The following is a 24,643-nucleotide window of genomic DNA, read 5'->3' as shown; positions in this document are numbered from 1 at the left end:
GCTTACTTCTCCTGCTCGGCAATCTCTTTGACCCAGGGGCGATGCCACTCCCGCATCAAGAGCTCGTTGCGAAAACGCATCAGGGAGAGGGCCCCGAGGAAGGTGGCAAAGGCCAGTATCATGATGAGCAACGGCCACAGCATCTCGGGGGAGATGGAGGGCTTGTCAAACTTGGTGATGCTGGCGCCCTGATGCAGGGTATTCCACCACTCCACCGAGTAGTGAATGATGGGCAGGTTGATCACGCCCACCAGCGCCAGAATGCCGGCGGCACGACCGGCCAATACCTTGTCGCTGAAGGCATTGTAGAGCGCGATCACCCCCAGATAGAGGAACAGCAGAATAAGCTCCGAGGTGAGACGGGCATCCCACACCCACCAGGTGCCCCACATGGGTTTGCCCCAGGCCGCGCCGGTAAACAGCGCGATGAAGGTGAACACGGCGCCGACCGGTGCAACGGCAGCCACTGTCATGTCGGCCATTCGCAATTGCCACACCAGCCCGATGAAGGCGGCCACCGCCATGGTGGAATAAGCCCCCATGGAGAGAATGGCGGCCGGTACATGGATGTAGATGATCCGGAAGGAGTCACCCTGCTGATAATCAGCGGGTGCAAAAGCCAGGCCCCAGAGGGTGCCTATGATGAACGCCAGCAGACTTGTCACTGCAAACCAGGGCAGCAAGGTCCCTGCCAGCTGATAGGCGCGCTCGGGTTTAGCGTAAGGGTGCAACCATTTCCACATAGCTCACAAAACCTTTCTGTTATTAATATAGTGGCGAGGCCTACCATACTCACTGCCGGAAAACATCACATCCCCCGAAAGCGATAAGCAGCCATCCTCTTGATCTATCTCAAGTATATTTTTTATAACAGCCCATCCCGAGCCGCCTTACCACAGCTTTCATCAGTTCACGCTGACCCGCAGCGCTGCCGAAACCGCCAAGGGAGTCAGAGTCAGCGCACCGGCCAGCATGGCCCCCAAAATCGCAAGCTGGCCCGAATAGGGCAGCCCCATGCCCGCTGCATCGATGGCAGACGTGGCAAAAATCAGTACCGGAATATAGAGCGGCAGGATCAGCAGACTCAGCAAGACACCGCCCTTGCGCAGCCCCACTGTCAGGGCGACGCCGACCGCCCCGAGCAGGCTCAGCACGGGCGTCCCCAGCGCCAGGGTGGCGACCACCGCCAGATAGGTGTTCATGTCCAGCGACAGCAGGATGGCGAGCAGCGGGGAGATCAGCAGCAGTGGCAGGCCGGTCAACAGCCAGTGAGCGATCACTTTTGCCAGCGCCAGCAGCCCGAGCGGATGAGGCATCAGCATCATCTGCTCCAGCGCCCCGTCGCTGAAGTCATCGCGAAACAGCCGCTCCAGCGAGAGCATGGCCGCCAGCAGGGCTGCCACCCAGATGATGCCGGGGGCAATACGGGCCAGCAGCTTGGGCTCGGGGCCTATGCCAAGGGGAAACAAGGTGATGACAATGAGGAAAAACCAGAGCGGGTTGAGTATGTCGGAACGCTGGCGCAGGGCCATCAACAACTCGCGATGAATAAGGTGGATTACGGCACGCAACATCAAACTACTCCTGCAGCAAGAGCGTGAGGGAGAGGGTCTTCAACCGCCCTTCCATCAGAGTCATGTCCTGATGGGTGGTGAGGATCACCATGCCACCGCGCTCTGCGTGGGCCAGGAACAACCGCTCCAGCACTTTGACCCCCTGCTTGTCAATGGCGGTAAAAGGCTCATCCAGGATCCAGAGTGCCGGCTTTTCACTGAGCCAGAGCCGGGCCAGCGCGACCCTGCGCTGCTGGCCAGCGGAGAGTTGTCCGGTGGGATAGTCCTCAAACCCGGCCAGACCTACCTGGGCGAGTACCCGCCACAAATCTACCGTCGATTGCGCCGGATGATGCAACTTTTGATAGAAGGTGAGATTTTCGAGCGGTGTCAGTGCCGCCTTGACGCCAGGCTGGTGGCCCAGATAGAGCAGGTTGGCATGATATTCATCGCGACAGCTGCGAATATTCTCGCCATTCCAGCACACCTCGCCGGAAAACGGCAGGGAGAGACCGGTCAGCAACCGGAGCAGGCTGGTCTTCCCCACCCCGTTGGGACCTTCAATTTGCACCAGATCGCCGGGAGCCACCGCAAAGGAGAGATGTTCAAACAGAGTGCGATCTTCACGCACGCAGCTCAGATTGTTAATTTGAAGCAGCATGAGGATGTAATCAGTGAAAAGAAGCGGCCTGCATATTAACACAGTATTGGAGAGCGTCTTTTCAAAGATGCCAACTATCAGCAGGATTTGTGGGTGAGATCCCGCCTTTGGGGCACGCCAAACGGGTGAAAAAAATCAGGAAGGCGGGCGCCTTCCTGAGGATCTATGACCGGCCTTTTCGCAATGAAATCAATAGTTCTGCCTCGGCCTTCGGCAATTCACATTCATTCATGACCTCATCGAGGTCGGCACCAAGCTCTACCATCTTGGCGGCACGGCTGTAAAGTCGGCGTTCCGGATCCTGCAGGGTCAACTCCTGCTGGCGGTCATTGACCTGCTGCATGGTTCCTTCAACGGACTGCAAACGCTGACCCATGCCGATGGCCCCCGTGTGCAGCTCCATCATCTGCTTGCGCAGACTCTCAAGCTGGCCTTGCAGCGTCTCCCCCCTGGCCTCGGACTCTCGCTGGCCACGTCGGCTGCTGATCACCCCGTACAGGGCCAGCACCAACGCCAACAAGGACACCCCCAAGGCGGCTATTTCAATCATCAACACATCATTTTCCTATCAGAGGGAACCAATATCTTCCCACTCTTCATCGGAGAGCAGCTTGTTCAGATCGACCAGGATCAGCAGCTGACCATCGCGGTTGCTGACGCCCTGAATGAACTTGGCACTCTCTTCGGTGCCCACCGCAGGGGCGGCATCGATCTCGGAGGAACGCAGATAGACCACCTCGGCCACACTGTCGACCATGATGCCGATCACCTGCTTCTCCGCCTCGATAATGACGATGCGCGAGTTCTCGCTCACATCGCCGGAAGGCAGGCCGAAACGGGAGCGGGTATCGATGACAGTCACCACGTTGCCCCGCAGGTTGATAATGCCCAGCACATATTCGGGGGCACCTGGCACAGGGGCGATTTCGGTGTAGCGCAACACCTCCTGCACCTGCATCACGTTGATGCCGTAGGTTTCATTTTCCAGCTGGAAGGTGACCCATTGCAGCACTTCATCTTCGGCCATATTCTGTGCAATATTGCGCTTTTCTGTCATGTTTTTATTCCTTTTATGAAAACGTCTACTGGTAAAACTAGCAATAAAACAGCACAAGTGCAGAAGTTATCAGCGACCTTCTATGTTGACCCCACGCTCCAGCAACAGGAGCAATTCCCTGACGTGCAACAGGGCACACATCTTCTCCTTGACCATGCCCGCCAGCCAGGGGCGCTTGCCCTCCTGGTGACGCCATTTGACCTGATCACGATGCAATAACTCTGTGCCCTTCAGATGATGACAGGCGAGTCCCCAGGGAGATTCACCCAGCATGATCAGATACTTATAATCTGCTATTTCCAGATGCTGGCCCGGCATCACCCACTGCGCCGTGTCCACCACGTTCATCTTCTGCTCGCGCGAGGTCATGATGCCACGGTACCAATCAGGCTGACCGAACAGTGATGAGACCTCTCCCAGCTGATGGATACCGCCAAGTTCGGTCAGGGGCACCGCAAAGGTGACACCGGCAACTTCGAAGAAGAGCGCCTGAAACTCCTTGCCGGTATCGATATTCTCCCAGGTAGATGGTGCGACGTCTGCCTGAGGGGCCAGTTCCACCGCCGTCTCTGTCATCACCAGCGCAGATGGCTCTGCCACCGCAGGGGCAGGCATCTCCTCCGGCCAGACAGGTTCAACCGGCAGCAAGGCATCTTCGACCTCTATCTGCAGCGGCTCGCTGATCACCTCTTCGTGGCTCAGGGCGTCCATCTCAAACTGCACCTGACCCACCTGGGCGAGCAGCTCGCTCAGTTGTTCGAGTCGCTCATCTGCCTCCAGATAGGGCTGTACCACCACCTCGGGCTGCACCTGAACCTGACGTTGCAGCCGGATAACAGGTGCGGGTTCCGGCTCATCTGGAAGATCAGGCAACAGCGCCTCATCCAGCAACAGGGAGTGGAAGTAATCATCCATGGCCCGGACTTGGGTCGTGTCACTCATGATGTCACCTCATGAGCACGTTGACGCTCCTGGGCATCAAGATAGTTGAGCAAGGTCTCATAGGCATAAGTGCCGCGACTGCTCGGCGAATAAATGGATGGGGGAATGTGGAGCAAGCTGGCATCCCGAAACTTGGTGTCTATGGGGATGACGGCGTTCCATACCGCATCGCCATGTTGATCCTTGATGGACTTCAATGTCATCAGAGAGGCGCGGGTACGCTTGTCAAACATGGTGGGGATCACGGTGAAGCGGAACTTCTCCCGCTTGGAACGCTGCATGATTTCGAAGGTCTTCATCATCCGCTCCAGCCCCTTGAGGGCCAGGAATTCGGTCTGAACCGGCACCAGGATCCGATCGCAGGCCGCCAGAGCGTTAACCATCATGACTCCCAGCACAGGCGGACAGTCGATGAGCACATAGTCATACTGATCCTGAATCCGCAGCAGGGCACGCTTGATCACCAACCCCATGCCTTCCCGGTTGCCCATCACCCGATCCAGAGTGGCCAGGGTAATAGAAGCCGGCAAAAGATGGATATTTTCGAATTTGGTTCGTAGCGTCAGTTTATTGACCAGCTCGGCCGTCGGTTTGACGGCCTGAAACAACTCATAGAGAGTGCCGTCCAGTCGATCCGAGTCAAAATCGAGATAAGAGGTCAGGGAAGCATGGGGATCGGTGTCAATCAATAGCACCCGCTGGCCACGCTGAGCCAGGATACCGGCTAACGAGACCACTGTGGTGGTTTTACCGACCCCACCTTTTTGGTTGGCAACCGTCCAAACAATCACTGTATCAATCCTGCCTTGTTGTTATGCGTATGCCACCACCTGGCAGAGTGATCACCTTGACCTCGCCTGCCTCTACCGCCTGTTGCACTGCAGGAACCGGCTCCACCATCACAGGCTTGGCGGGAGCGGGTGGCGCCCAGGCGAACTTGGAAATAGCGACCACCACCTTGCGATTCTGTAAGCGTCCCTGTTCGCTGTCATTCCCAGTAAAGGGAGAAAACTCCCCGTATGCCTCGTAGGCAAGCCGCTGTGGTGCTATGCCCTTGGCGATAAGAGCGGTGAGCACAGCCTCGGCCCTTGCCGCAGACAGCGTCCAGTTGGAGCGAAAAATTTCATTATTTATCTGCTGGTTATCTGTATAGCCCCGCACTCTCACATAGTTATCGACTGGTTTCAGAATACCTGAAAGCGTATTGAGTACAGGATCGGCATTGGTGCTCATAAAGGCACTGCCGCTGCCAAACAAGAGACCCGAACTCAACTCCACCGTCAACCAGTTGTCATCCAGCGTGAGCTTGACCACCCCAGCTTCGACCAGAGTGCCCATGCTCTCTCTCAGCTGCGTGTCTATCTTCGCAAGCGTCATGCCATCTTGTTTGATAGGCACACCGGAGATGGGAGCAAGAGAGGGAGAAGGTGGCAGAGCACTCTCCAGCACTGAGGGAGCAGCCGATACCTCGTTGTTCAACAGTGACTTCCCCTGCCCTTCCAGCAGGCCATCACTGCGGGGCTGCATGACGTTGAACGCCTGGGTCATGCCGTCGATGACGGCGCGATATTTGTCTTTGTTGACCAGCGCCACCGAATAGAGCACCACAAACAGCGCAAAGATCAGCGTCATGTAGTCGGCGTAGGAAACCAGCCAGCGATCGAGATGTTCTCGACCTTGCAGGTGCAAACGATAGCGCTTGCGCATGGCTACTCTCCTTTCAGATAAGCCTTCAACCGCCGTTCAACCTGCGGGCCATTTTCACCGTGGGCAATCGCCATCAAACCTTCCAGCGTCATCTCCTGGAACAAGGCGTAATGATAATGAAAGGCACGCAGGCGGTTGGCAATCGGCAGATAAAAGAGGTTGGCAAAACCGACCCCGTAAATGGTGGCAACAAACGCAACGGCAATGCCAGCACCGAGGGCTGCCGGATCCTCCAGATGGAACATGGCCTGGATCAGACCCATTACAGCACCTATGATACCGATGGTCGGGCTGTATCCCCCCATGGCTTCGAATACCCGGGCCGAGTGCTCGTTACGCTCCTGCTCGATGTCGATATCCGCTTCCAGCAACATGCGAATATCGTCAATTGAAACCCCATCCACTATCATGGTGAGCCCCTGACGGGTGAACTCGTCACTCTCCTGATCGGCCTGATTTTCCAGCGCCAGCAGACCCTGCTGGCGGGCAAACACCGCCCAAGCCTGCAAGCGTTCGGCCTGATTGACCAGATCCCAATCAGGAGGGAGCAACATCCAGCGCAGCTGCCTGATCGCCTCGAGCAGATATTTGCGCGGCGTCTGCAAAATGACGGCCCCCCAGGTGCCACCAACAACGATGACAAATGCCGGACCATCGAGCAGAGTGAGCAGGGTGCCGCCATGCCAAAGCTGGGCAATGGCAATGGCTCCCAGAGCCAGGATCAGGCCAAACATGCCCATCTTTAGCGACCCAGCTCAACCAGAATACGTTGTGCTACCCGATCCAGCGGCAGTGATTCAGTGGCGATACCCGCCTTGGCGACAGCTTGCGGCATACCGTATACGACGCAAGAGGCTTCATCCTGGGCCCAAATGGTGGAGCCCTGTTCCTTGAGCAGACGCGCACCATCCCGGCCATCCGCCCCCATGCCGGTCAATACGATGGCAAGCACCTTGTCGGCATAGGTCTTGGCTGCCGATGCGAAGGTGATGTCCACGCACGGCTTGTAATTGACCTTGTCATTGCCATCGACGATCCGGATGCGAGCACCAACTCCGCGCCCTTCCAGCAACATCTGTTTGCCACCCGGCGCCAGATAGGCGTGACCGGGTTTGAGCACATCACCATCCTCAGCTTCCTTGACACCGATCTGGCACAGACCGTTGAGACGAGCGGCAAATGCAGCGGTAAAGGTTGCCGGCATGTGCTGGATCAGCAGAATGGGATGAGGGAAATCGCCCGGCAGTTTGGTCAGCACATTTTGCAAGGCTACCGGGCCACCGGTAGAGGTGCCGATAGCCACCAGCTGGTAGGTTTTCCCGCTGCGTTTAAACGCGGCAACCGGTACGACTCGCTGTGGCTCGACCTGACGATCGCCTGGACGTGACAGCGAACCGCCCAGTGGGCTGCGAGCGGCAGGTTCAGGCGCTTTTGGCCTGGCAGGCGCGGCCATCAGGAAGCGCTTGCGCGATATCTCCTTAACCCGCTGTTGCAACAAGCGAACAGCTTCATCCTTGTCACGGGCTATGTCTTCGAACTTCTTGGGCAGAAAATCTAGGGCGCCCGCATCCAGGGCATCGAGGGTGGCCTTGGCCCCTTCATGGGTCAGGGAGGAGAACATCAGGATCGGTGTGGGACACTTGGCCATGATCTCGCGCACGGCACTGATGCCATCCATCACTGGCATCTCTATGTCCATGGTGATCACATCCGGCCGTAGCGCCAGCGCTTTGTCTACCGCTTCCCGTCCATTCTGGGCCGTATCGATCACCGTCAGCATAGGATCCTGATTGATGATCTCACTGACCCGGCGGCGGAAGAAGCTCGAGTCGTCGACAACTAATACCTTGACTGCCATTGTTATTTTTCTAACTCCTTGGGCCTGAGCTATCAATGTCTACGCGCATATGCTTTGAGCAGACTTGGCACATCCAGAATGAGTGCGATACCACCATCGCTGGTGATGGTGGCCCCGGCCATGCCTGGGGTTCCTTGCAGCAGGTTGTCCAGCGGCTTGATCACCACCTCTTCCTGACCAATCAGATTATCCACGACAAAGCCTATCTGCTGTGTACCAATCTGCACTATGACCACATGACCCGTATCCTGCCGTGACTTCTTGTTTGACCCTCTCACCAGCCACTTGTGCAGGTAGAAGAGCGGGATGGCCTTGTCGCGCACTATGATGGTGAGCTGACCGTCTACCATGTTGGCTTTCTTGAGGTCCAGATGGAAAATCTCGTTCACACACCCCAGCGGCAAGGCAAATGTCTGCTCGCCCACTTCCACCATCAGCGTTGGCAAGATGGCCAGAGTCAAGGGCACCTTGATCTCGAGGCGAGTACCCTTACCCCAGGTAGAGTCGATATGCACAGAGCCGTTGAGGCTCACTATGCTGGTCTTCACCACATCCATACCGACGCCACGGCCGGAGATATCGGAAATCTCAGACTTGGTCGAGAAACCGGGAGCAAAAATTAGGTTATAAGCATCGTTGTCGCTCATGCGTGCTGCCGTGTCAGCATCCAGCACCCCACGACTGATGGCGATGGACTTGAGCTTCTCCGGATCCATGCCTGCGCCATCATCCTCGATACAAAGCAGAATATGGTCACCCTGCTGAGAAGCGCTCAGGGTGATAGTCCCCTGCCGTGGTTTGCCCGCTTTCTCCCGTACATCAGGCATTTCGACCCCATGGTCACAGGAGTTGCGTACCAGGTGAACCAGCGGATCGGCCAGGGCCTCTACCAGGTTTTTATCCAGATCCGTCTCTTCCCCAACCATCACCAGCTCAATATCTTTCTTGAGAGTGCGGGCCAGATCGCGTACTACCCGGGGGAAGCGGCCGAATACTTTCTTGATAGGCTGCATGCGCGTTTTCATCACGGCGCCTTGCAGATCTGCGGTCACCACATCCAGATTGGCAACCGCTTTTGACATATCTTCATCATTACTGGCAATCCCGAGGCTCACCAGGCGATTCCGTACCAGCACCAGTTCACCCACCATGTTCATGATGACGTCCAGCGTCTTGGTATCCACTCGCACCGTGGTATCGCTTTGCACCGCATTCTCTGCTGGTGCAGCGGCTTGCTTGACGGGGGCTGGTGCCGGTTTGGCGGCAGCAACAGGCGCGGCTGCCGGCTTGGGTACAGGAACCGGCGTTGGCTTGGCAACGGGGGCAGGAGTCACAGGGGTTGCTGGTGCTGGCGCTGCGACTGTTGGCGCAACAGGAGGCGTGATGCTGGTTTTTGGCCCTTGACCACGACCATGCAATTCATCGAGCAGGCGTTCGAACTCATCATCATCGATCAGCTCGTCGACCTCTTTTTGCACCGACTTCAACGGGTTGATCTCAGGCGCGCCGCTATGTTGACCCTGACCGTGCAACTGGTCGAGCAAGGCTTCAAACTCGTCGTCCGTGATATCTCCCGTACCGGTTAGCACGGGACTCGCAACCGGAGTCGGGGCTCCGCCGACGCCATGCAGTTCATCGAGCAAGCGCTCGAACTCATCGGCCGAGATCTCATCGATGGAGCCGCCACCATTGACGGCCACGGGTTCGGCAACCGCTTCAGGCTCAGAAACCGCGACCACATTGTCAGCAGATACTTCAGTTTCTGCAGGTGCACTATTGCCCGCAGAGGCGGTCAACAACTGCTCCTCCCCTTCAGGTTTGCAGAGCTCATGCAGGTCATGCAGAATTTCAGCAGAGGCAGGGCTAGGCGGTTCGCGATTTTGCACTTGGGCAAACATCACATTGATGGCATCCAGCGCCTGCAAAATGACATCCATCAATTCGGCCGTGACGGTTCGCTTGCCATTGCGCAAGATATCGAACACGTTTTCAGCACCGTGACAAACATCTACCAACTCACCCAGAGAGAGGAAACCGGCACCGCCTTTGACGGTATGGAAGCCGCGAAATATGGCATTCAACAGATTCTTGTCATCGGGTCGCTTTTCCAAGTCGACCAGTTGTTCGGACAACTGTTCCAATATTTCGGATGCTTCGACCAAAAAGTCTTGCAGTATGTCTTCATCAACTTCGAAGGCCATGCGTCACTCCATTAGAATCCCAGGCTAGACAGCAGATCGTCCACATCATCCTGACCATTGACCACATCGGAGCGAGCCTCAGGGTTCATGATGGGGCCTTCGGCTTCAATCCCGCTTACAGGAAGGCTGCGAGAAGAATGCTCAGCAGATGCCTCACCAAACATAGTCAGCATTTCTATTAATTTAGTTTCAACTTCCTGGACCAACTTGATCACTTTGCGGATCATCTGGCCGGTCAAATCCTGAAAATCTTGCGCCATCAGGATTTCTGTCAGCAGTTGCCGTAATTTATCGGCATCAGATTCAGAAGCCTTAATAAAATCATCCAGTTGGTGACACAACGACTTGAATTGCCCGACGCTCATGTCCCTGCTCATCAGGGCATTCCAATTGGGCATCACAAGTTGAATATTGTCATTGAGCCGGTCAGCAATCGGGAGACTCGCCTCCACTGCATCCATAGTGCGGTTAGCAGCCTTGTCGGTCATGTCGATCACATAACTGAGACGCTCCCGTGCATCGGGAATTTCATGGGTAGCCAAGTCGGGGATTCTGGGATCCAGCCTAAAATCCTGCAGTGAATCATGTAGTTGCCGGGTCAGTTGTCCCACTTTGTCGAACAGAGCTGCCGCATTGGGAGCACATGCATCTGCAATGATAGTATCGGCCTGTTCAAATTCGCCTTGCTCAAGATGGGCAACAAGCATCCTTGCCTGCTCGAGCGAAATCATTGCACTCGTTTTGGCCTTCATCCCTGCTGCTCCTTAGCCGATTCGTTCAAAGATTTTGTCGAGTTTCTCTTTGAGCGTTGCAGCAGTGAAAGGCTTGACGATATAGCCATTGACCCCCGCCTGGGCGGCTTCAATGATCTGTTCGCGCTTGGCTTCAGCCGTTACCATCAGTACCGGCAGATGCTTGAGCTTGTCATCGACACGAATAGCCTTGAGCAAGTCGATGCCTTGCATACCGGGCATGTTCCAGTCGGTGACGACAAACTGAAAATCACCATTTTTCAACATTGGCAAGGCCGTGTTGCCATCATCTGCTTCGTGGGTATTATTAAATCCCAAGTCACGCAGCAAGTTCTTGATAATCCGGCGCATCGTTGAAAAATCGTCAACAATGAGGATTTTCATGTTCTTGTCCAAAATTCCCTCCTAAATAGCCGCCATAGCGGCTCACTTACATGATGCAGATCGCAGGTTTTGTTTTGCGGATTATGCCTTAGAGTTTTGTTTCAGTGTAGCTAGTACAAACACTTATACATGCCAATCTCTTAAACGAGCGCGTAATCTGTGCATGGCCTGACTGTGTATCTGGCTCACGCGAGACTCGCTGACGTTCAATACCTCGCCTATTTCACGCAAGTTCAGTTCTTCATCGTAGTAAAGGGAGAGAACCAGCGCTTCCCGCTCCGGCAGGCGGCCTATGTGTTCGGCCAAGGCGCCTTGAAAGCGCTCTGCCGCCAGATCGTCAAAACCGCTGTTGCCTGCGGCATCGTCGGGGTGGCCGATCACATCTTCGCTGACCCCCAGATCCTCGATCCCGATGATCTTGCCGCAGGAGACATCCTGCAGCATGGCGTGATACTCGCCGAGGCTGACCCCCATCTGGGCGGCCACCTCGGTATCACGGGCATCACGACCGTGCGCTTGTTCAACATTTTCGATGGCTTCGGCGATGGAGCGGCTGTTGCGGTGTACCGAACGTGGCACCCAGTCTCCCCGCCGGATCTCGTCAAGCATGGAACCGCGGATGCGGATCCCGGCGTAGGTTTCAAAGCTGGCGCCCTTGCTGCCGTCAAAGTTGCGGGAAGCTTCGAGCAGCCCAATCATACCTGCCTGGATCAGGTCATCCAGCAAGACACTGCTTGGCAGGCGAGCCAACAAATGCTGGGCAATCCGTTTCACCAGCGGAGCGTGACGCTCGACCAGCACATAGGAATCCTGATGACGCAAGTACGCTTGGGCTTTATTCACGGGAACCTTCCTGTGCTATGACCGGCTTTTGCAGCAAATTTTCCAGGAAAAATTCGAGATGACCGCCGGGTTGGTTAGGAATGGGCCAGCTTGCCGCCTTGTTGGCCAGCGCTCTGAATGCCAGCGCCGCAGGCGACTTGGGGAAGGCTTCGACAATCAGCTTCTGCTTGCGCACGGCGGCGCGCAGGTTAGTGTCATAAGGTACGCACGCCACCAGCTCCAGCGAGGTATCCAGAAAACGGTCGGTGACCCGGGTCAACTTGGCGTAGAGCTCCTGCCCTTCGCGCAGGCTGCGCACCATGTTGGCCACTACCTTGAAGCGGAACACGCCGTGATCCTTGGAGAGGATCTTGATGAGCGCATAGGCATCCGTGATGGAGGTCGGCTCATCGCACACCACTATCATGATGTCCTGGGCGGCGCGGGTGAAACTCAGCACCATGTCGGAGATCCCCGCCGCCGTATCCACCAGCAGGATGTCGACCTGGGTCTTCATCTCGCTGAAGGCGCGGATCAGTTCGGCATGCTGTACCGGAGAGAGCTCGACCATGGACTGGGTGCCTGATGTGGCCGGCACTATCATCATGCCGTAGGGACCCTCGACTATGATGTCGTCTATGGTGCACTCACCGGCCAGTACATGAGAGAGGTTGCGGTGTACCCGCAGCCCCAGCATGACGTCAACGTTAGCAAGGCCAAGGTCGGCGTCCAGCACCATCACCCGTTTACCTTGTGCAGCCATGGCGCCTGCCACGTTCAGGGTCACGTTGGTCTTGCCCACGCCACCCTTGCCACCGGAAACGGCGATCACTTTTACTCGATTGTTTTGACGCATTTTGCGCAGACCACTCGCCTGATCCATATACATGTTACTCATAAAACTCCGAATCTTCGGCCTCGCCAAAGCCTGCACCCCAGAAATAGGGTTCTTCTGTTTCCCGCTCCAGCGAGCCCATGGCAGCTCCGACGAGCTGCGCCGCATTGGCAACTTGAATATCTTCCGGAACCCTTTGTCCATCAGTGATATAGCTGATGGGCAGTGCATTCTGGATACACACGTTAATCACTTCGCCCAGATTCAGACTCTCATCCAATTTGGTAAGTATGCAGCCGCTTAATGGAATACGCCGGAAATGGTCTACCGCCTCCTGCATCACTCGACGCTGGGAAGTGGCGGACATTACCAGGTAGCTGCGGATGCGTACCTTGGCATTCTTGACCAGGGTATCGAGCTGCTCGGTCAGGCGGATATCCCGCTGCCCCACCCCGGCGGTATCGATCAGTACCAGCCGACGATGGCGGAACTGATAGAGCGCATTGGCCAGCTCCTCGGCATCCCTCACCTGCCGTACCGGGCACCCCATGATGCGACCATAGGTCTGCAACTGCTCATGGGCCCCAATCCGGTAGTTGTCCGTGGTGATAAGCGCCACCTGTTCGGCGCCATACTTCATGGCAAACCGCGCCGCCAGTTTGGCGATGGTGGTGGTCTTGCCCACCCCGGTCGGTCCGAGCAGGGCAACCGCCCCACCCTGACGTAAAATATCGTCTTCGCTGATCTTGAGCTGGGCGGTCAACACCTCGGCCAGCTGGGCCATCGCCTGATGGATGGACATGTCCTCGGGGATGAGGCCCGCCAGCTGATCGGCAAAGGCATCGTCAAAGCCTATCTTCTTGAGCTCCTTGATGAGCAGGGCTCGCATCGGCTCGCGACGTTCCACCTCCTGCCACATCAGTCCGGAGATCTGGTGCTCCAGCAACTTGCGGATGCTGGCCATTTCCTTGCGCATCCCCTCCATCTCGGGATCCCGCTGTGCGGGCTGGGAAGCGCGACCGGGAGCCGCCGCCCTGGCCTTCGGCTTGGCAGGTTCGGGAGCCGCGCCCCACTGGCCCTGTTCGGCCAGCGTGCGGGGAGCTGAACCGGCAGCGGCAACAGGTGCCGCCCCCTTGATACCGGCCGGATTGGCCGGGTTCAACTTCTGCTGACGCGCCAGCAGAGCGGCCAAGGTATCGGCATAGTGCTCGTTCTGTTCCTGAGCCTGAGTGGGCGCAGGACGGGTCATCTGCCGCCCGGCAGACGAGATATTGACGCTCTCATCGTTCAACTGACGGCGAACCGGCGCATCTTTGGGTCCCGGTGCCTGAGATTGATAATCGACAGCGGCGACTATCTCCACCCCACCGGTGACCTTCTTGTTGGACATGATGACGGCGTCGGGCCCGAGAGTCTCCTTGACCTCGGCCAGAGCCGTTCGCATGTCCTTGGCAAAAAACCGCTTAATCTTCACCCGTCATCTCCGCTAACTAGTTCTGTCCTACCGCACTGACGATGCGGATTTGCTTGTCATCAGGCACTTCCTGATAAGACAGAACGCGCAATCCAGGAATGGCATTCTTGACAAATTTCGCCAAGGTATTGCGCAGTATCCCTGATGTCAGAAGCACGGCCGGTTGGCCTTCCAGTTCTTGTCGTTGAGTGGCTTCCACCAGCGAGCGTTGCATCCGCTCCGCCAGGCCCGGCTCTATGCCGGCGCCATCACCCCCCCCTGCCTGCAGGGATTGATGCAATATACGTTCCAATTCTGGTGCCAAGGTGATCACCGGCAGCTCGGGATCCGGGCCGGCAATCTCCTGCACTATCAGACGGCGCAGAGCAATACGGCAGGCGGCCGTCAGCACTTCCGGATCCTGACTGCGCGGGGCATATTCCACAAGGGTCTGCAGGATAGTGCGCATATCGCGGATTGGCACGCCTTCATTGAGTAAATTCTGCAATACCTTCACCAGGTTACCCATGTTGATGACTTCAGGAACCAGTCCTTCCACCAACTTGTTCTGATGCTTCCCTATCATGTCGAGCAGCTGTTGCACCTCGTCATGACCCAGCAGCAGGGCGGCATGATTGGAGAGAATCTGGCTCAGGTGGGTGGCGACCACGGTGGCGGTATCCACCACGGTATAACCGAGGGTCTGGGCTTGGGAGACCTGCTCCTTGGCGACCCAGACCGCCTCCAGCCCGAAGGCGGGGTCCCGGGTGGCAATACCCTGGATCTGACCGAACACCTGACCCGGATTGATGGCCATCTCCTTATCATGATAAACATTGGCCTCGCCGGTACTGACCCCCATCAAGGTGATGCGGTATTGGTTGGGCGCAAGGTCCAGATTGTCGCGAATGTGCACGGCCGGTACCAGAAAGCCGAGCTCCTGGGAGAGTTTCTTGCGCACCCCCTTGATCCGGTTGAGCAGCTCCCCACCCTGATTGCGATCCACCAGCGGGATGAGCTGATAGCCCACCTCCAGCCCTATGATGTCCACCGGCATCACGTCGTCCCAGCTCAGCTCTTTCTGCTCATGGGGTTGATCAGCCGTAGCCGGCATCAGTTCGCCCTTGGCAGCCTTGGCGGCGGCCAGCTTCTGGCGGCGCAGCAGCCACCAGGCACCGGCGGCCGAGAGGGCCCCCAGGCTCAGGAAGGCAAAGTGCGGCATACCGGGTACCAGCCCCATCATCAGCAGGATGCCGGCCGAGATGATCAGCGCCTTGGGGTTGTCAAACAGCTGGCCCAGCACCGCCGTGCCCATGTCCTGATCCGTGTTCTGCCGGGTCACTATGATGGCCGCGGCAATGGAGAGCAGCAGGGACGGGATCTGGGCCACCAGACCGTCACCTATGGCAAGCAGGGTATAGATCTGGGCTGACTCGCTGAATGTCAGCTGGTGCTGCATCATGCCGATGATGAAGCCACCTATGATGTTGATGAAGAGGATCATGATGCCCGCAACGGCATCCCCCTTCACGAATTTGGAGGCACCGTCCATGGAGCCATAGAAGTCGGCTTCCTGGGTCACATCCTGGCGGCGCTTCTTCGCCTCTTCCTGATTGATGAGCCCGGCGTTCAAATCGGCATCGATGGCCATCTGTTTGCCAGGCATGGCATCCAGGGTAAAGCGGGCGCTCACCTCGGCGATCCGCCCGGCACCCTTGGTGATCACCACGAAGTTGATGATCATCAGGATCGTAAAAACGATGATGCCGACGGCATAGTTGCCGCCGATCACCACGTTGCCGAACGCCTCGATCACATGACCGGCCGCCGCACTGCCGTTGTGGCCTTCCAGCAAGACCACCCGGGTTGACGCCACGTTGAGCGCCAGGCGCAGCAAGGTGGCGAGCAGCAGGACGGTTGGAAAAGCGGCAAACTCCAGCGGCCGGCGGGTATAGACCGCGACCAGCAGCACCACGATGGAAAGCGCGATATTGAAGGAGAACAGGATATCCAGCATCAGCGGCGGTATGGGCAACACGACCATACCTAGAGACGCCAGCACCAGCAGCGGTGTCCCCACCCCCTTGGTCAGCAATCCCCTGTGCTCTTTCAATCGGCCCAATGATGCCTGGAATTTCATCGTTTTTCTCAATCTCAAACCGCTGGTGCAAGATTAAAGCAAACATCAAGCCAACAATTCAATGCATTGATTTTAAATGATTTTATTTTGACTGTGTCAGAAGTTTGTCATTTGCGGAATTCAGGTGGAATGGGCAGTTCGTTGGCGAGCGGATTGGGGCGCCGGCCACGGCCACGGCGGAACTTCTTGAGCTGATACACATAGGCCAGCACCTGAGCCACGGCCGCAAACAGCCCCTCCGGTATCTCGTGACCTATCTCGGTGGAGTGAAAAATAGCGCGGGTGAGCCCGGGAGAGGGCATGATGGGGATCTCGTACTCCCTTGCTATCTCCCTGATCTTCATCGCTATTTCATCAGTGCCCTTGGCCACCACCTTGGGCGCGGCCCCCGGCTTGGCGGTGTCATATTTGAGCGCCACCGAGTAGTGGGTCGGGTTGGTGATGACCACGTCCGCCTTGGGTACATCCCCCATCATGCGGCGCATCGCCATCTCCATCTGCAAGCGGCGGATCCGCCCCTTCACCTCGGGCTTGCCCTCGCTGTCCTTGAACTCGTCCTTGACCTCCTGCTTGGTCATCTTGAGCTGGCGCATGTGGTTCCACTGCTGGAACGGCACGTCTATGGCAACGATGGGGATCAGGGCGCAGCAGAGGATGATCAGCATCCACAGCAGCAGATCCAGCGCATCTATGATGCCGCCCGGATAGCCTTCCAGAGAGAGGTTGAGCAGGTGGTTGAACTGACTCGACAGCATCCACCAGGCAAACAGGGTGATAAACACCACCTTGGCGATGGACTTGATCAGCTCGACCAGAGACTGCACCCCGAACATCCGCTTGATGCCGTTGAGCGGGCTCAACTTGCTCCACTTGGGCAGCATGGCCTCGGAGGAGAAGTTCATGCCCCCCATCAGGGTGTTGCCGATGAAGGCCGCGATGGCCACCAGCATGAACAGCAGACCGAGCGGATGCAGCAGTTCCCTCAACAGAGTGGGCACCATGGCCCCCATGGCGTTGGGATCGAAGGCCTGATCCCGATCGAGCGTGAAACCTATGGTGAGGATCTTGACCATGGCACCGGCCAGACTCTCTTTGATCATCAAGAGACCAAAGACGGCGGCCAGCAGGACGCTGGCGGTACCCAGCTCCTTGGAACGTGCAATCTGCCCTTTTTCCCGGGCCTGTTGCAGTCGTTTGCCCGTGGGTTGTTCGGTACGTTCCTGATCGGTATCAGCCATGCTGACCTCCAACCCATTGGAACTTGCTCAGTTGTACTCGCCCCCGGAGGGAATCGAGTCGTTCGCTACCCAGCTGCATGCAATCAGCCATTCTGGCCACCGAAGCACTGGACGTTGATGAGCTCGCAACTGGTCTCCTGCACCCGCTCCCACATGGAGTCGAAGTGGCCGAGGAAGCCGCCTATGGTGAGCCAGAGGATGAGCAGACCTGACATCATGCTGACCGCGAAACCTATGCTGAAGATGTTGAGCTGGGGCGCCGCCCGAGTCATGACGCCGAACGCAAAATTGATGAGCAACAGCGCGATGATGGCCGACAGCGCCATCACCAGCGAGGCCTGGTACATGACCCCCAGGAATCCGACCAGACTGCGGATGGCGGGCAGGGTAAGCCCGGCATCTGAGACCGGCAAGGTATCAAAGCTCAGCACCACCATGCGCAGCATGATGAGATGACCATCCACCGCCAGAAACACCAGGGTCGCCAGCATCAAGTAGAACTGACCCACCACGGGGGCCGACTGGCCGTTCATGGGATCCACCAGGGTGGCGAAGCCCAAGCTGGTCTGCATGGCGATGACCTGACCGGCCATCACGAAGCTCTCCATCAGAAACTGGGTCATCAGACCAAGCGCGATGCCGATGAGCAACTGCTGGGTCAACACCAGAAAGCTGCCGACGGAGAACAGCTCTATCTTGGGCATGGGAGGCAACAGAGGGGCGATCATGAAGGTCAGCGCCAGCGCCAACCCGATACGGATGCGGGCAGGCGTCAGGCGACTGCCAAACACCGCCATCACCATCAACAGGCCGCTCACCCGCGCCAACGGCCAGAGGATGGAAGACAACCACTCCATGATGAGAGCGGTCGTGTAGGTCATCTCCCCCCCCTGGACTTGGCGTGACATGTCGCCATCAGCGGGCAGTCGGAGGACGTCCAAGGCGCTTGCCGGGCATGGCTCATCCCACCACCTCGGGAATCTGGCTCACCATCAGCAGGAAGAAGTCCATCAGACTCTGCAAGCCCCAGTGCGCGCCCGCCCCCAGCGCAAACAGGGTGACGATGAGACGGGGCAGGAAGCTCAGGGTCTGTTCGTTAATGGAGGTGGCGGCCTGAAAAATGGCCACCAGCAGGCCGACGCAGAGGCTGGGCAGGATCACGGCGCACACCATGATGGTCACCAGCCAGAGTGCTTCGCGAAAGACATCGATAAAGGTTTCCGGACTCATGCTGCTTGCTCCTTGCGTTTGTCCGCCTTAACCACCGGCACCCAGCCCGAAGCTGTTGGCCAGGGAACCCAGGATCAGGTTCCAGCCATCCACCATGACGAACAGCATCAGCTTGAACGGCAGGGAGACCAGCATAGGCGACAGCATCATCATCCCCATGGCCATCAGGATACTGGCCACCACCAGATCGATCACCAGGAAGGGCAGAAACAGCATGAAACCTATCTGGAAGGCAGTCTTCAATTCACTGGTGACGAACGCCGGGATCAGCACCCGCAGCGGCACCTCGGCGGGCTTGTCCACCTGCACGTTGGCTATCTCCATGAAGGTGTTGAGATCCTTGATCCGGGTCTGGGCCAGCATGAATTGATGGATGGGCAGCTCTGCCTTCTCCAGCGCCTCCTTGGCCTGGATTGTTTCGGCCAGATAGGGCTGCAGCGCCTCGTCGTTGATGCGATCCAGCACGGGCGACATGATGAAGAACGACATGAACAGCGCAATACCGATCAACACCTGGTTGGAGGGGCTCTGCTGCAGACCTATGGCCTGTCGCAGTATGCCCAGCACTATGATGATGCGGGTAAACGAGGTCATCATGATGACCATGGCCGGCAAGAAGGAGAGCGCCGTCATCAGCGCCAGCACTTGCAGGGTCAGGCTGTATTCCTGACTGCCGTCCGCCATGGTCTTGATGGTGACAGCCGACATGCCATCCTGGGCCAGTGCCAGCGGTGACAACAGGAGCAGGGATGCCAACAGGCCGACCAGCAGCCCAAGCTGTGACCATAAGCGGTTAGGTTTTTTCATGCTTGCCCATCAATTTGCCAAGCTGCTGGGAAAACGCCTGGGGCTGGCTTTCGTCCAGCGGCGCCTCCAGGCGATAGAGGAAGTTGACCTGCTGCGGCGTCACCCCGATGAGCAACTGCTGCTCGCCCACCTTGACCACCAGCAGCTTCTCCTTGTAGCCCACCGGCAGGCTGGCGATGACCCGCATCTGGCCGCCGCCCATGGCGGTGGCAATCTTGCTCTTCTTGAGCAGAAAGCCCAGCACCAGGATGAGGCCTATGACCATCAGACTGGAGAGCAGCCAGGAGGTGAGGCTGGGAGGATTGGCCCCCGCACCGGGATTGGCCAGTGCCGGGAGGGACAACAGCAGTAACGGGAACGCGCGGATCATGTGAGTTTTTTGATCCTTTCGGCCTGATTGATGATGAGACCAGTCAACGCAATGGTTCTGATCATTTGAGTTTCTTGATCCTTTCAATCTGACTGATGACATCGGTCAGACGGATACCGAACTTGTCGTTTACCACCACCACCTCGCCGTGGGCGATCAGGGTGCCGTTGACCAGCACGTCCAGCGGCTCGCCCGCTACCCTATCCAGCTCCACTACCGAGCCCTGGTTGAGCTGCAGCAGGTTACGGATGCTGATCTGGCTGCGACCCACTTCCATGGCGATGGTGACCGGGATGTCGAGTATGGTGTCGAGCTTGCGCCGCTCCTCGGCACTGATGGGGGCGTCATCGGTCAGCTCCTCGAGGGGAGCCGGCTTGGCTTCGGCAATCACCTGCTCTTCCAGGGCGGCAGCCCAGGCGTCCGCCATCAGATCCTCTTCATCAGTTCCGCTCATCTTGCTTCCTTATGCTGCTTCGTGACCGTCTGTCGTGACAGGCAGTCCATGTTATCGCTGTTGATCTTCGATGCTGCGCTCAAGCTCTTCCAGCTCGGCCTCACCATCGATGCGTATGCCGCCCCGGGTCACCAGATGCATCTCTGTCTTGACCCCTTCCGGGCGTTTGAGTTTGTCGGTAATCTTGAGCGCCACATTCTCCTTGGTCCGCCCCATCTTGGCGTGGAAGGTGGGCAAATCTTCCACATAGACCAGCAGGTTCTCCGGCATCTCCACCGGGATGATGTCACCGGGTCGCAGCTCCATCAGCTCGCGCAGGGTCAGATCCGTTTCCAGCAGCTTGGCTCTGAGCTCGACCTTGACGTCCATGATTTCGTCGCGCAGCGCCTTGCTCCAGCGCACGTCGGTGTCACCCTTGTCGCTCTGTACACCGGCATCCAGCAGCTCGCGGATGGGCTCCAGCATGGAGTAAGGCATGGCCACGTGGAAATCGCCGCCGCCGCCATCGAGCTCGATGTGGAACGAACTCACCACGATCACCTCGGTGGGGCTGACGATGTTGGCCATGGCCGGGTTCACCTCGGAGTCGAGGTATTCGAAGCCCACATCCATCACGGGTGCCCAGGCATCCTTGTAATCCTCGAACACCAGCTTGAGCAGCATCTGGATGATGCGCCGCTCGGTGGGGGTAAACTCGCGCCCCTCGATCTTGGCGTGATAGCGGCCATCGCCGCCGAAGAAGTTCTCCACCAAGATGAACACCAGGCGGGCTTCCATGGTGATGAGGGCCGTGCCCTTGAGCGGACGGAAGCGCACCATGTTCAGGCTGGTCGGCACGAACAGGGTATGGACGTACTCGCCAAACTTGAGCATCTGCACGCCGTTGATGGAGACCTCGGCGGTGCGGCGCATCATGTTGAACAGGCTGATCCGCATGTGGCGGGCAAAGCGCTCGTTCACCAGCTCCAGGGTCGGCATGCGACCACGGACGATGCGGTCCTGGGAGGAGAAGTCGAACTGGGCAACGCCGGGATCACCCGCCGCGCCTATCTCTTCCTCTTCGACATCATCGACACCGTGCAAGAGGGCATCAATTTCGTCCTGGCTTAACAGATCGCTCACGCATCACCCTTATTGCATTACAAAGCCGGTAAACAGCACTTGTTCGATAACGGGGGAAGAGACCAGGTCGTTCAGCACCCGACGGCACTCTTCCAGTGAATCCTTGCGCAGCTTCTCCTTGCCTTCAAAGGTCATCAGCTGTTCGCTGGTAGCAGCACTGAAGACCCGCAGCAAGGTGCCTTCGATCAGGGGGATATTCTGCTTGGCCAGGGTCTCATCGGCGGCACCACGCACCATCAGCTGGATCTTGATCTGCACCAGTCGATCCCGCTCGCCACCCGAAACGTTGAACACGAAGGGGCGCGGCATGCCCACATAGAGCGAAGGCTGGGGCGCAGTCTCCTTGGGCTTGGCATCCTTCCCTTCCGCCGACGCTTCGGCCGCCGGCTTGTCGCCGCCGGACAGCATCAGCCAGGCACCGGCACCACCGCCTCCCAGCACAATCACGGCCAGGGCGATGATCATGATCAGCTTCTTTTTCTTGCCTGCCGCCGGGTCTTTCAGCGTCAGTTCGTTATCATCTGCCATCCCTTGTCCACCCTAGTCTCAAACTTGTTCGATATCATAAACTTACTCAGGCAGGCATCAAGCATAGAAATCAATTCCGCTGTCGTTTGTCGATTCCGTCAGCAAACGACTGCCTGTGGCCGTGACCTCTGCCTCAGTTTGGCCTGTTTCGGCAAAAGTTCCGCTCTCTTTTTGACCTTGCTGGCCCTGTCCGGCAAATGCCGACTGGCCCTGTGACTGTTGCTGCGGCTGCTGTTGCACCACGGTCTGACCGAGCTGGATGCCCTGCCCGGCCAGCATATCACGCAGCCGTGGCATGGCCTGCTCCAGCATTTCGCGGGTCTGACCATGTTGTACCACGAAGTGCACGTTGGCCTGGCTGTCAGCGCCAATCTGGATCTGGATCTTCATCTTGCCAAGGCCGAGGGGATCGAGCTGGATCTCCGCCTGCTGCAACTTGTCCGCCAGCATCAGATTCACCTTCTGGTGCAGCTGGGCCGGTGCCTCCGGATTGGCCAGCTTGAGGTATGGCAGATTCTGGGGATCGCGCCGCGCCGCTATGTCGACCGTGGGTTTGCTGTCGTTGTTGGCCACCTGGGGCTGGCTGTTCTGCTGCACCTGCTGGCTGTGATGACTGTCGTGGGTGCTGGACTCGGTCCCGAGGGCGCTGCCTTTGCCAAACTCGGCCACCTTCTGCTTCACGTCCACCTTGACCTCGCTCCTGACCTTGGCAGCCTCGCGGCCTTCGCTGGCCTCCATCTGCTTGATCCCGGCCGACAAGGCGCTCAGCGAGGCCTGTGGCCCCTGGGATTCACTGCTGGCCAGCACCTGTTGCGGGGCCGTCAACACGGGTTCGGCCGCCGGCGCCGTGGCGCTGCTGCCAGCGGCGGCCAGTGGACTCTCGGACTTGGCGGCCGTGGTCGCCCTGGCCTGGGGCTGCTCGCCCCCCTCGGCAGCGCCCCTGGCCTGAGCGCCATCCGCCGAGCGGGTCGTATCCGTGTCGGCCCGCTCCTGACCCGCTTCAAACGCCCTGGTGGCGCTCGTCTGGGTGGGCACGGCCTGCTCCATCGCACGCTGGGGATGTGCTTTCTCGGCACCCTCCTTGTTGCTCATGGGAGGAGTGACGGGTTTGGCGCTGGCATCGATCTCGACGGACTTGTTCCCCTCGCCTTTGGCGGCCTTGTCCACCGCCTCGGTCGGCAACACCTTGCTCAGCAAGGCGGCCCGCTCGGCGCCGGTGAGTTCGGCCTTGCCCGCTTTGTCGGTGCCAGCCGCGCTTTTGTCCTTGCCTGCCTCTTTCGGCTCCTTGCCGGCCTCTTTCAGCTGGGCAGCCATGGCGGCAGCATCGCTCTCCATGGCTTGCGCCTCGCCCTCAGCTGCCGGCACCTCGACCCCTTCCCCCTTGAGCAGGCTGGCGGCCTGTTGTGCCTGCAAGGCGGCGCCGGTTGCGGCTTTTCTGTCATCCAGGCTGAGCGGCTTGTCGCCCGCGCCGACCAGCACATCGGCCGCCTCTGCGTCCTCCCCCGCTTGCGGCAACATATTGCCGTCCGTGTCCACGGCTGGCGCGGTCGCTACCAGGTTGAGGGGCGCAGGGGAGACCAGGCTGGTGTCCTGCTTGAGGGCATCTTGCAAACGCTGCAAGAAATCGATGGGAGAGGCACTGCTCTCGGCCTCCTCCATTTTCTTCTTTTTATCGTCGCTGGCCGCCGTGCCTTCGGTGGCATTCGCCAAAGATTTGGCATCGGCGTGCTTGTCACTGGCACCTTTGTCACCGGCCACCGGGTCAGTGACGACCTGACCATCGGCCTTAGGCTCGCCCGCTGCAGCCTGAGCGGCCTTGGTCACAGGCGCACCATCAGCCTGGGCCTTGGCCATCACATCGGAGAAACCGCCTTTCGGCTCACCCTGCGGCGTCGGTTCGCCGCTGTCGGAGGGGGGCGGGAGCTGAGCACTCTTGTCGGCAGGCGCAGCAGCCTGAACGGGAGGGGTAGTGGTAAGCAGTGTCTGCATCATGATGAAAATCCCTGACGACAATCGGGTTCTGGTGCGGCCCTCACGAACGCGATGGCGGTGAGGCGCACACTGGATGGGCAGAAGAAAGCAAGTTACAGGCCAGAATGATGGAAGCGGCGCAGCATGGCGTACTCATCCAGCATCTTCTGCTCCTGACGCTGGGCCTTCAACTGCTCACGCCCAGCCTGCTTGGCCAGCAGCAACTCCACCGCCTTGCGCCTCTGCTGGGCGGCCAGCCACTCTTCGCGCCGCAACGCCAATGCCTGGCGCACCTGCAGCACACCTTCGTACTGCTGGGTGGCCGCTTGCTCAAGCTTGTTGATGAAGGCGTGGTACTGGGCATTCTGCTGGGCTGCTATGCCCTGCAGGCCGCGATCTGTCCACTGCTGATGGTAGATCTGGCGGTACTGGTTGAGCGCCTCCTGCTGCTCCATGAAGATTTTCAGATCCTGCTGGGCCTTGGCCAACGCCAGCGCCGCCTGCTGTTCGGCCTCCACCAGCCGCTCGGACAACATCACCAAGCCTTTACTCATGACC

The 24,643-nt window shown here is 58.3% G+C and carries 27 protein-coding genes; all 27 read right to left on the bottom strand.

Translation table 11 applies throughout. From position 1 onward, the window contains the following. Positions 1–2: 2 nt before the first annotated feature. The gene (locus tag ACW5XD_RS14065; RefSeq protein WP_043134710.1) at positions 3–743 is read right to left on the bottom strand and encodes a heme ABC transporter permease; all 741 of its coding nucleotides are present in this window, start codon (positions 741–743) and stop codon (positions 3–5) included. Between the two features lie 162 nt (positions 744–905). Continuing rightward, positions 906–1,574, bottom strand: a complete 669-nt coding sequence (gene ccmB / locus ACW5XD_RS14060; RefSeq protein ID WP_042034081.1) for a heme exporter protein CcmB — start codon at positions 1,572–1,574, stop codon at positions 906–908. A 4-nt stretch (positions 1,575–1,578) separates the two neighbouring features. Then, complete coding sequence (gene ccmA, locus ACW5XD_RS14055) at positions 1,579–2,214, bottom strand: cytochrome c biogenesis heme-transporting ATPase CcmA (RefSeq protein WP_456495409.1); 636 nt, start codon at positions 2,212–2,214, stop codon at positions 1,579–1,581. A gap of 163 nt (positions 2,215–2,377) precedes the next feature. Beyond that, positions 2,378–2,764: a DUF2802 domain-containing protein gene (locus tag ACW5XD_RS14050; protein ID WP_456495420.1), complete on the bottom strand. Its 387-nt coding sequence runs from the start codon at positions 2,762–2,764 to the stop codon at positions 2,378–2,380. Positions 2,765–2,782: 18 nt separating this feature from the next. Next, positions 2,783–3,271: a chemotaxis protein CheW gene (locus ACW5XD_RS14045; protein ID WP_456495408.1), complete on the bottom strand. Its 489-nt coding sequence runs from the start codon at positions 3,269–3,271 to the stop codon at positions 2,783–2,785. Positions 3,272–3,340: 69 nt separating this feature from the next. Beyond that, on the bottom strand, positions 3,341–4,213 hold the full coding sequence (locus ACW5XD_RS14040; protein ID WP_456495407.1) for a chemotaxis protein CheW: 873 nt from the start codon (positions 4,211–4,213) through the stop codon (positions 3,341–3,343). Further along, on the bottom strand, positions 4,210–5,004 hold the full coding sequence (locus tag ACW5XD_RS14035; RefSeq protein WP_456495406.1) for a ParA family protein: 795 nt from the start codon (positions 5,002–5,004) through the stop codon (positions 4,210–4,212). Before ACW5XD_RS14035 ends, ACW5XD_RS14040 begins: the two co-directional genes overlap by 4 nt. Positions 5,005–5,008: 4 nt before the next feature. Beyond that, positions 5,009–5,920, bottom strand: a complete 912-nt coding sequence (locus tag ACW5XD_RS14030) for a flagellar motor protein MotB (protein WP_456495405.1) — start codon at positions 5,918–5,920, stop codon at positions 5,009–5,011. 2 nt (positions 5,921–5,922) lie between these two features. Continuing rightward, positions 5,923–6,660 (bottom strand): flagellar motor protein, encoded by a 738-nt coding sequence (locus ACW5XD_RS14025; protein WP_181003653.1) that lies wholly within the window; start codon positions 6,658–6,660, stop codon positions 5,923–5,925. Positions 6,661–6,662: 2 nt separating this feature from the next. Further along, entirely contained in the window at positions 6,663–7,778 is a 1,116-nt protein-coding gene (locus tag ACW5XD_RS14020; protein ID WP_043555984.1) for a protein-glutamate methylesterase/protein-glutamine glutaminase, read from the bottom strand. Positions 7,779–7,810: 32 nt separating this feature from the next. Beyond that, a complete protein-coding gene (locus tag ACW5XD_RS14015) occupies positions 7,811–9,979 on the bottom strand; it encodes a chemotaxis protein CheA (protein ID WP_456495404.1) in 2,169 nt (722 codons plus the stop codon). Between the two features lie 11 nt (positions 9,980–9,990). Continuing rightward, a complete protein-coding gene (locus ACW5XD_RS14010) occupies positions 9,991–10,731 on the bottom strand; it encodes a protein phosphatase CheZ (protein WP_456495403.1) in 741 nt (246 codons plus the stop codon). 12 nt (positions 10,732–10,743) lie between these two features. After that, positions 10,744–11,115, bottom strand: coding sequence for a chemotaxis response regulator CheY (cheY, locus tag ACW5XD_RS14005; protein ID WP_005298814.1), 372 nt, complete (start codon positions 11,113–11,115; stop codon positions 10,744–10,746). A gap of 123 nt (positions 11,116–11,238) precedes the next feature. Further along, on the bottom strand, positions 11,239–11,958 hold the full coding sequence (locus tag ACW5XD_RS14000) for an RNA polymerase sigma factor FliA (RefSeq protein ID WP_456495402.1): 720 nt from the start codon (positions 11,956–11,958) through the stop codon (positions 11,239–11,241). Then, on the bottom strand, positions 11,951–12,826 hold the full coding sequence (locus ACW5XD_RS13995) for a MinD/ParA family protein (protein WP_456495419.1): 876 nt from the start codon (positions 12,824–12,826) through the stop codon (positions 11,951–11,953). Before ACW5XD_RS13995 ends, ACW5XD_RS14000 begins: the two co-directional genes overlap by 8 nt. A gap of 1 nt (position 12,827) precedes the next feature. Continuing rightward, positions 12,828–14,246: a flagellar biosynthesis protein FlhF gene (gene flhF / locus ACW5XD_RS13990; RefSeq protein WP_456495401.1), complete on the bottom strand. Its 1,419-nt coding sequence runs from the start codon at positions 14,244–14,246 to the stop codon at positions 12,828–12,830. Between the two features lie 16 nt (positions 14,247–14,262). Further along, complete coding sequence (flhA, locus tag ACW5XD_RS13985) at positions 14,263–16,365, bottom strand: flagellar biosynthesis protein FlhA (RefSeq protein ID WP_456495400.1); 2,103 nt, start codon at positions 16,363–16,365, stop codon at positions 14,263–14,265. Between the two features lie 107 nt (positions 16,366–16,472). Next, positions 16,473–17,603, bottom strand: coding sequence for a flagellar biosynthesis protein FlhB (gene flhB, locus ACW5XD_RS13980; RefSeq protein WP_456495399.1), 1,131 nt, complete (start codon positions 17,601–17,603; stop codon positions 16,473–16,475). Positions 17,604–17,686: 83 nt separating this feature from the next. Continuing rightward, complete coding sequence (gene fliR, locus ACW5XD_RS13975; protein WP_042872181.1) at positions 17,687–18,484, bottom strand: flagellar biosynthetic protein FliR; 798 nt, start codon at positions 18,482–18,484, stop codon at positions 17,687–17,689. Between the two features lie 79 nt (positions 18,485–18,563). Further along, the gene (fliQ, locus tag ACW5XD_RS13970; RefSeq protein ID WP_011705282.1) at positions 18,564–18,833 is read right to left on the bottom strand and encodes a flagellar biosynthesis protein FliQ; all 270 of its coding nucleotides are present in this window, start codon (positions 18,831–18,833) and stop codon (positions 18,564–18,566) included. 27 nt (positions 18,834–18,860) lie between these two features. Then, positions 18,861–19,640, bottom strand: a complete 780-nt coding sequence (gene fliP, locus ACW5XD_RS13965; RefSeq protein ID WP_456495398.1) for a flagellar type III secretion system pore protein FliP — start codon at positions 19,638–19,640, stop codon at positions 18,861–18,863. Further along, the gene (gene fliO, locus ACW5XD_RS13960; protein ID WP_456495397.1) at positions 19,627–20,010 is read right to left on the bottom strand and encodes a flagellar biosynthetic protein FliO; all 384 of its coding nucleotides are present in this window, start codon (positions 20,008–20,010) and stop codon (positions 19,627–19,629) included. Before fliO ends, fliP begins: the two co-directional genes overlap by 14 nt. A 61-nt stretch (positions 20,011–20,071) precedes the next feature. Beyond that, positions 20,072–20,464 carry a flagellar motor switch protein FliN gene (gene fliN, locus ACW5XD_RS13955; protein WP_017412373.1) on the bottom strand — a complete coding sequence of 131 codons (393 nt, stop codon included), beginning with the start codon at positions 20,462–20,464 and terminating at the stop codon, positions 20,072–20,074. Between the two features lie 51 nt (positions 20,465–20,515). Continuing rightward, positions 20,516–21,586 carry a flagellar motor switch protein FliM gene (gene fliM, locus ACW5XD_RS13950; protein WP_042871998.1) on the bottom strand — a complete coding sequence of 357 codons (1,071 nt, stop codon included), beginning with the start codon at positions 21,584–21,586 and terminating at the stop codon, positions 20,516–20,518. A gap of 9 nt (positions 21,587–21,595) precedes the next feature. Next, positions 21,596–22,114 carry a flagellar basal body-associated protein FliL gene (gene fliL, locus ACW5XD_RS13945; protein ID WP_456495396.1) on the bottom strand — a complete coding sequence of 173 codons (519 nt, stop codon included), beginning with the start codon at positions 22,112–22,114 and terminating at the stop codon, positions 21,596–21,598. 57 nt (positions 22,115–22,171) lie between these two features. Next, complete coding sequence (locus ACW5XD_RS13940) at positions 22,172–24,106, bottom strand: flagellar hook-length control protein FliK (RefSeq protein ID WP_456495395.1); 1,935 nt, start codon at positions 24,104–24,106, stop codon at positions 22,172–22,174. Positions 24,107–24,198: 92 nt separating this feature from the next. After that, entirely contained in the window at positions 24,199–24,639 is a 441-nt protein-coding gene (gene fliJ / locus ACW5XD_RS13935) for a flagellar export protein FliJ (RefSeq protein WP_456495394.1), read from the bottom strand. Positions 24,640–24,643: the final 4 nt, after the last annotated feature.

It is taken from the genome of Aeromonas enterica (assembly GCF_054052465.1).
This window is presented reverse-complemented; position numbering and strand designations above follow the sequence as displayed.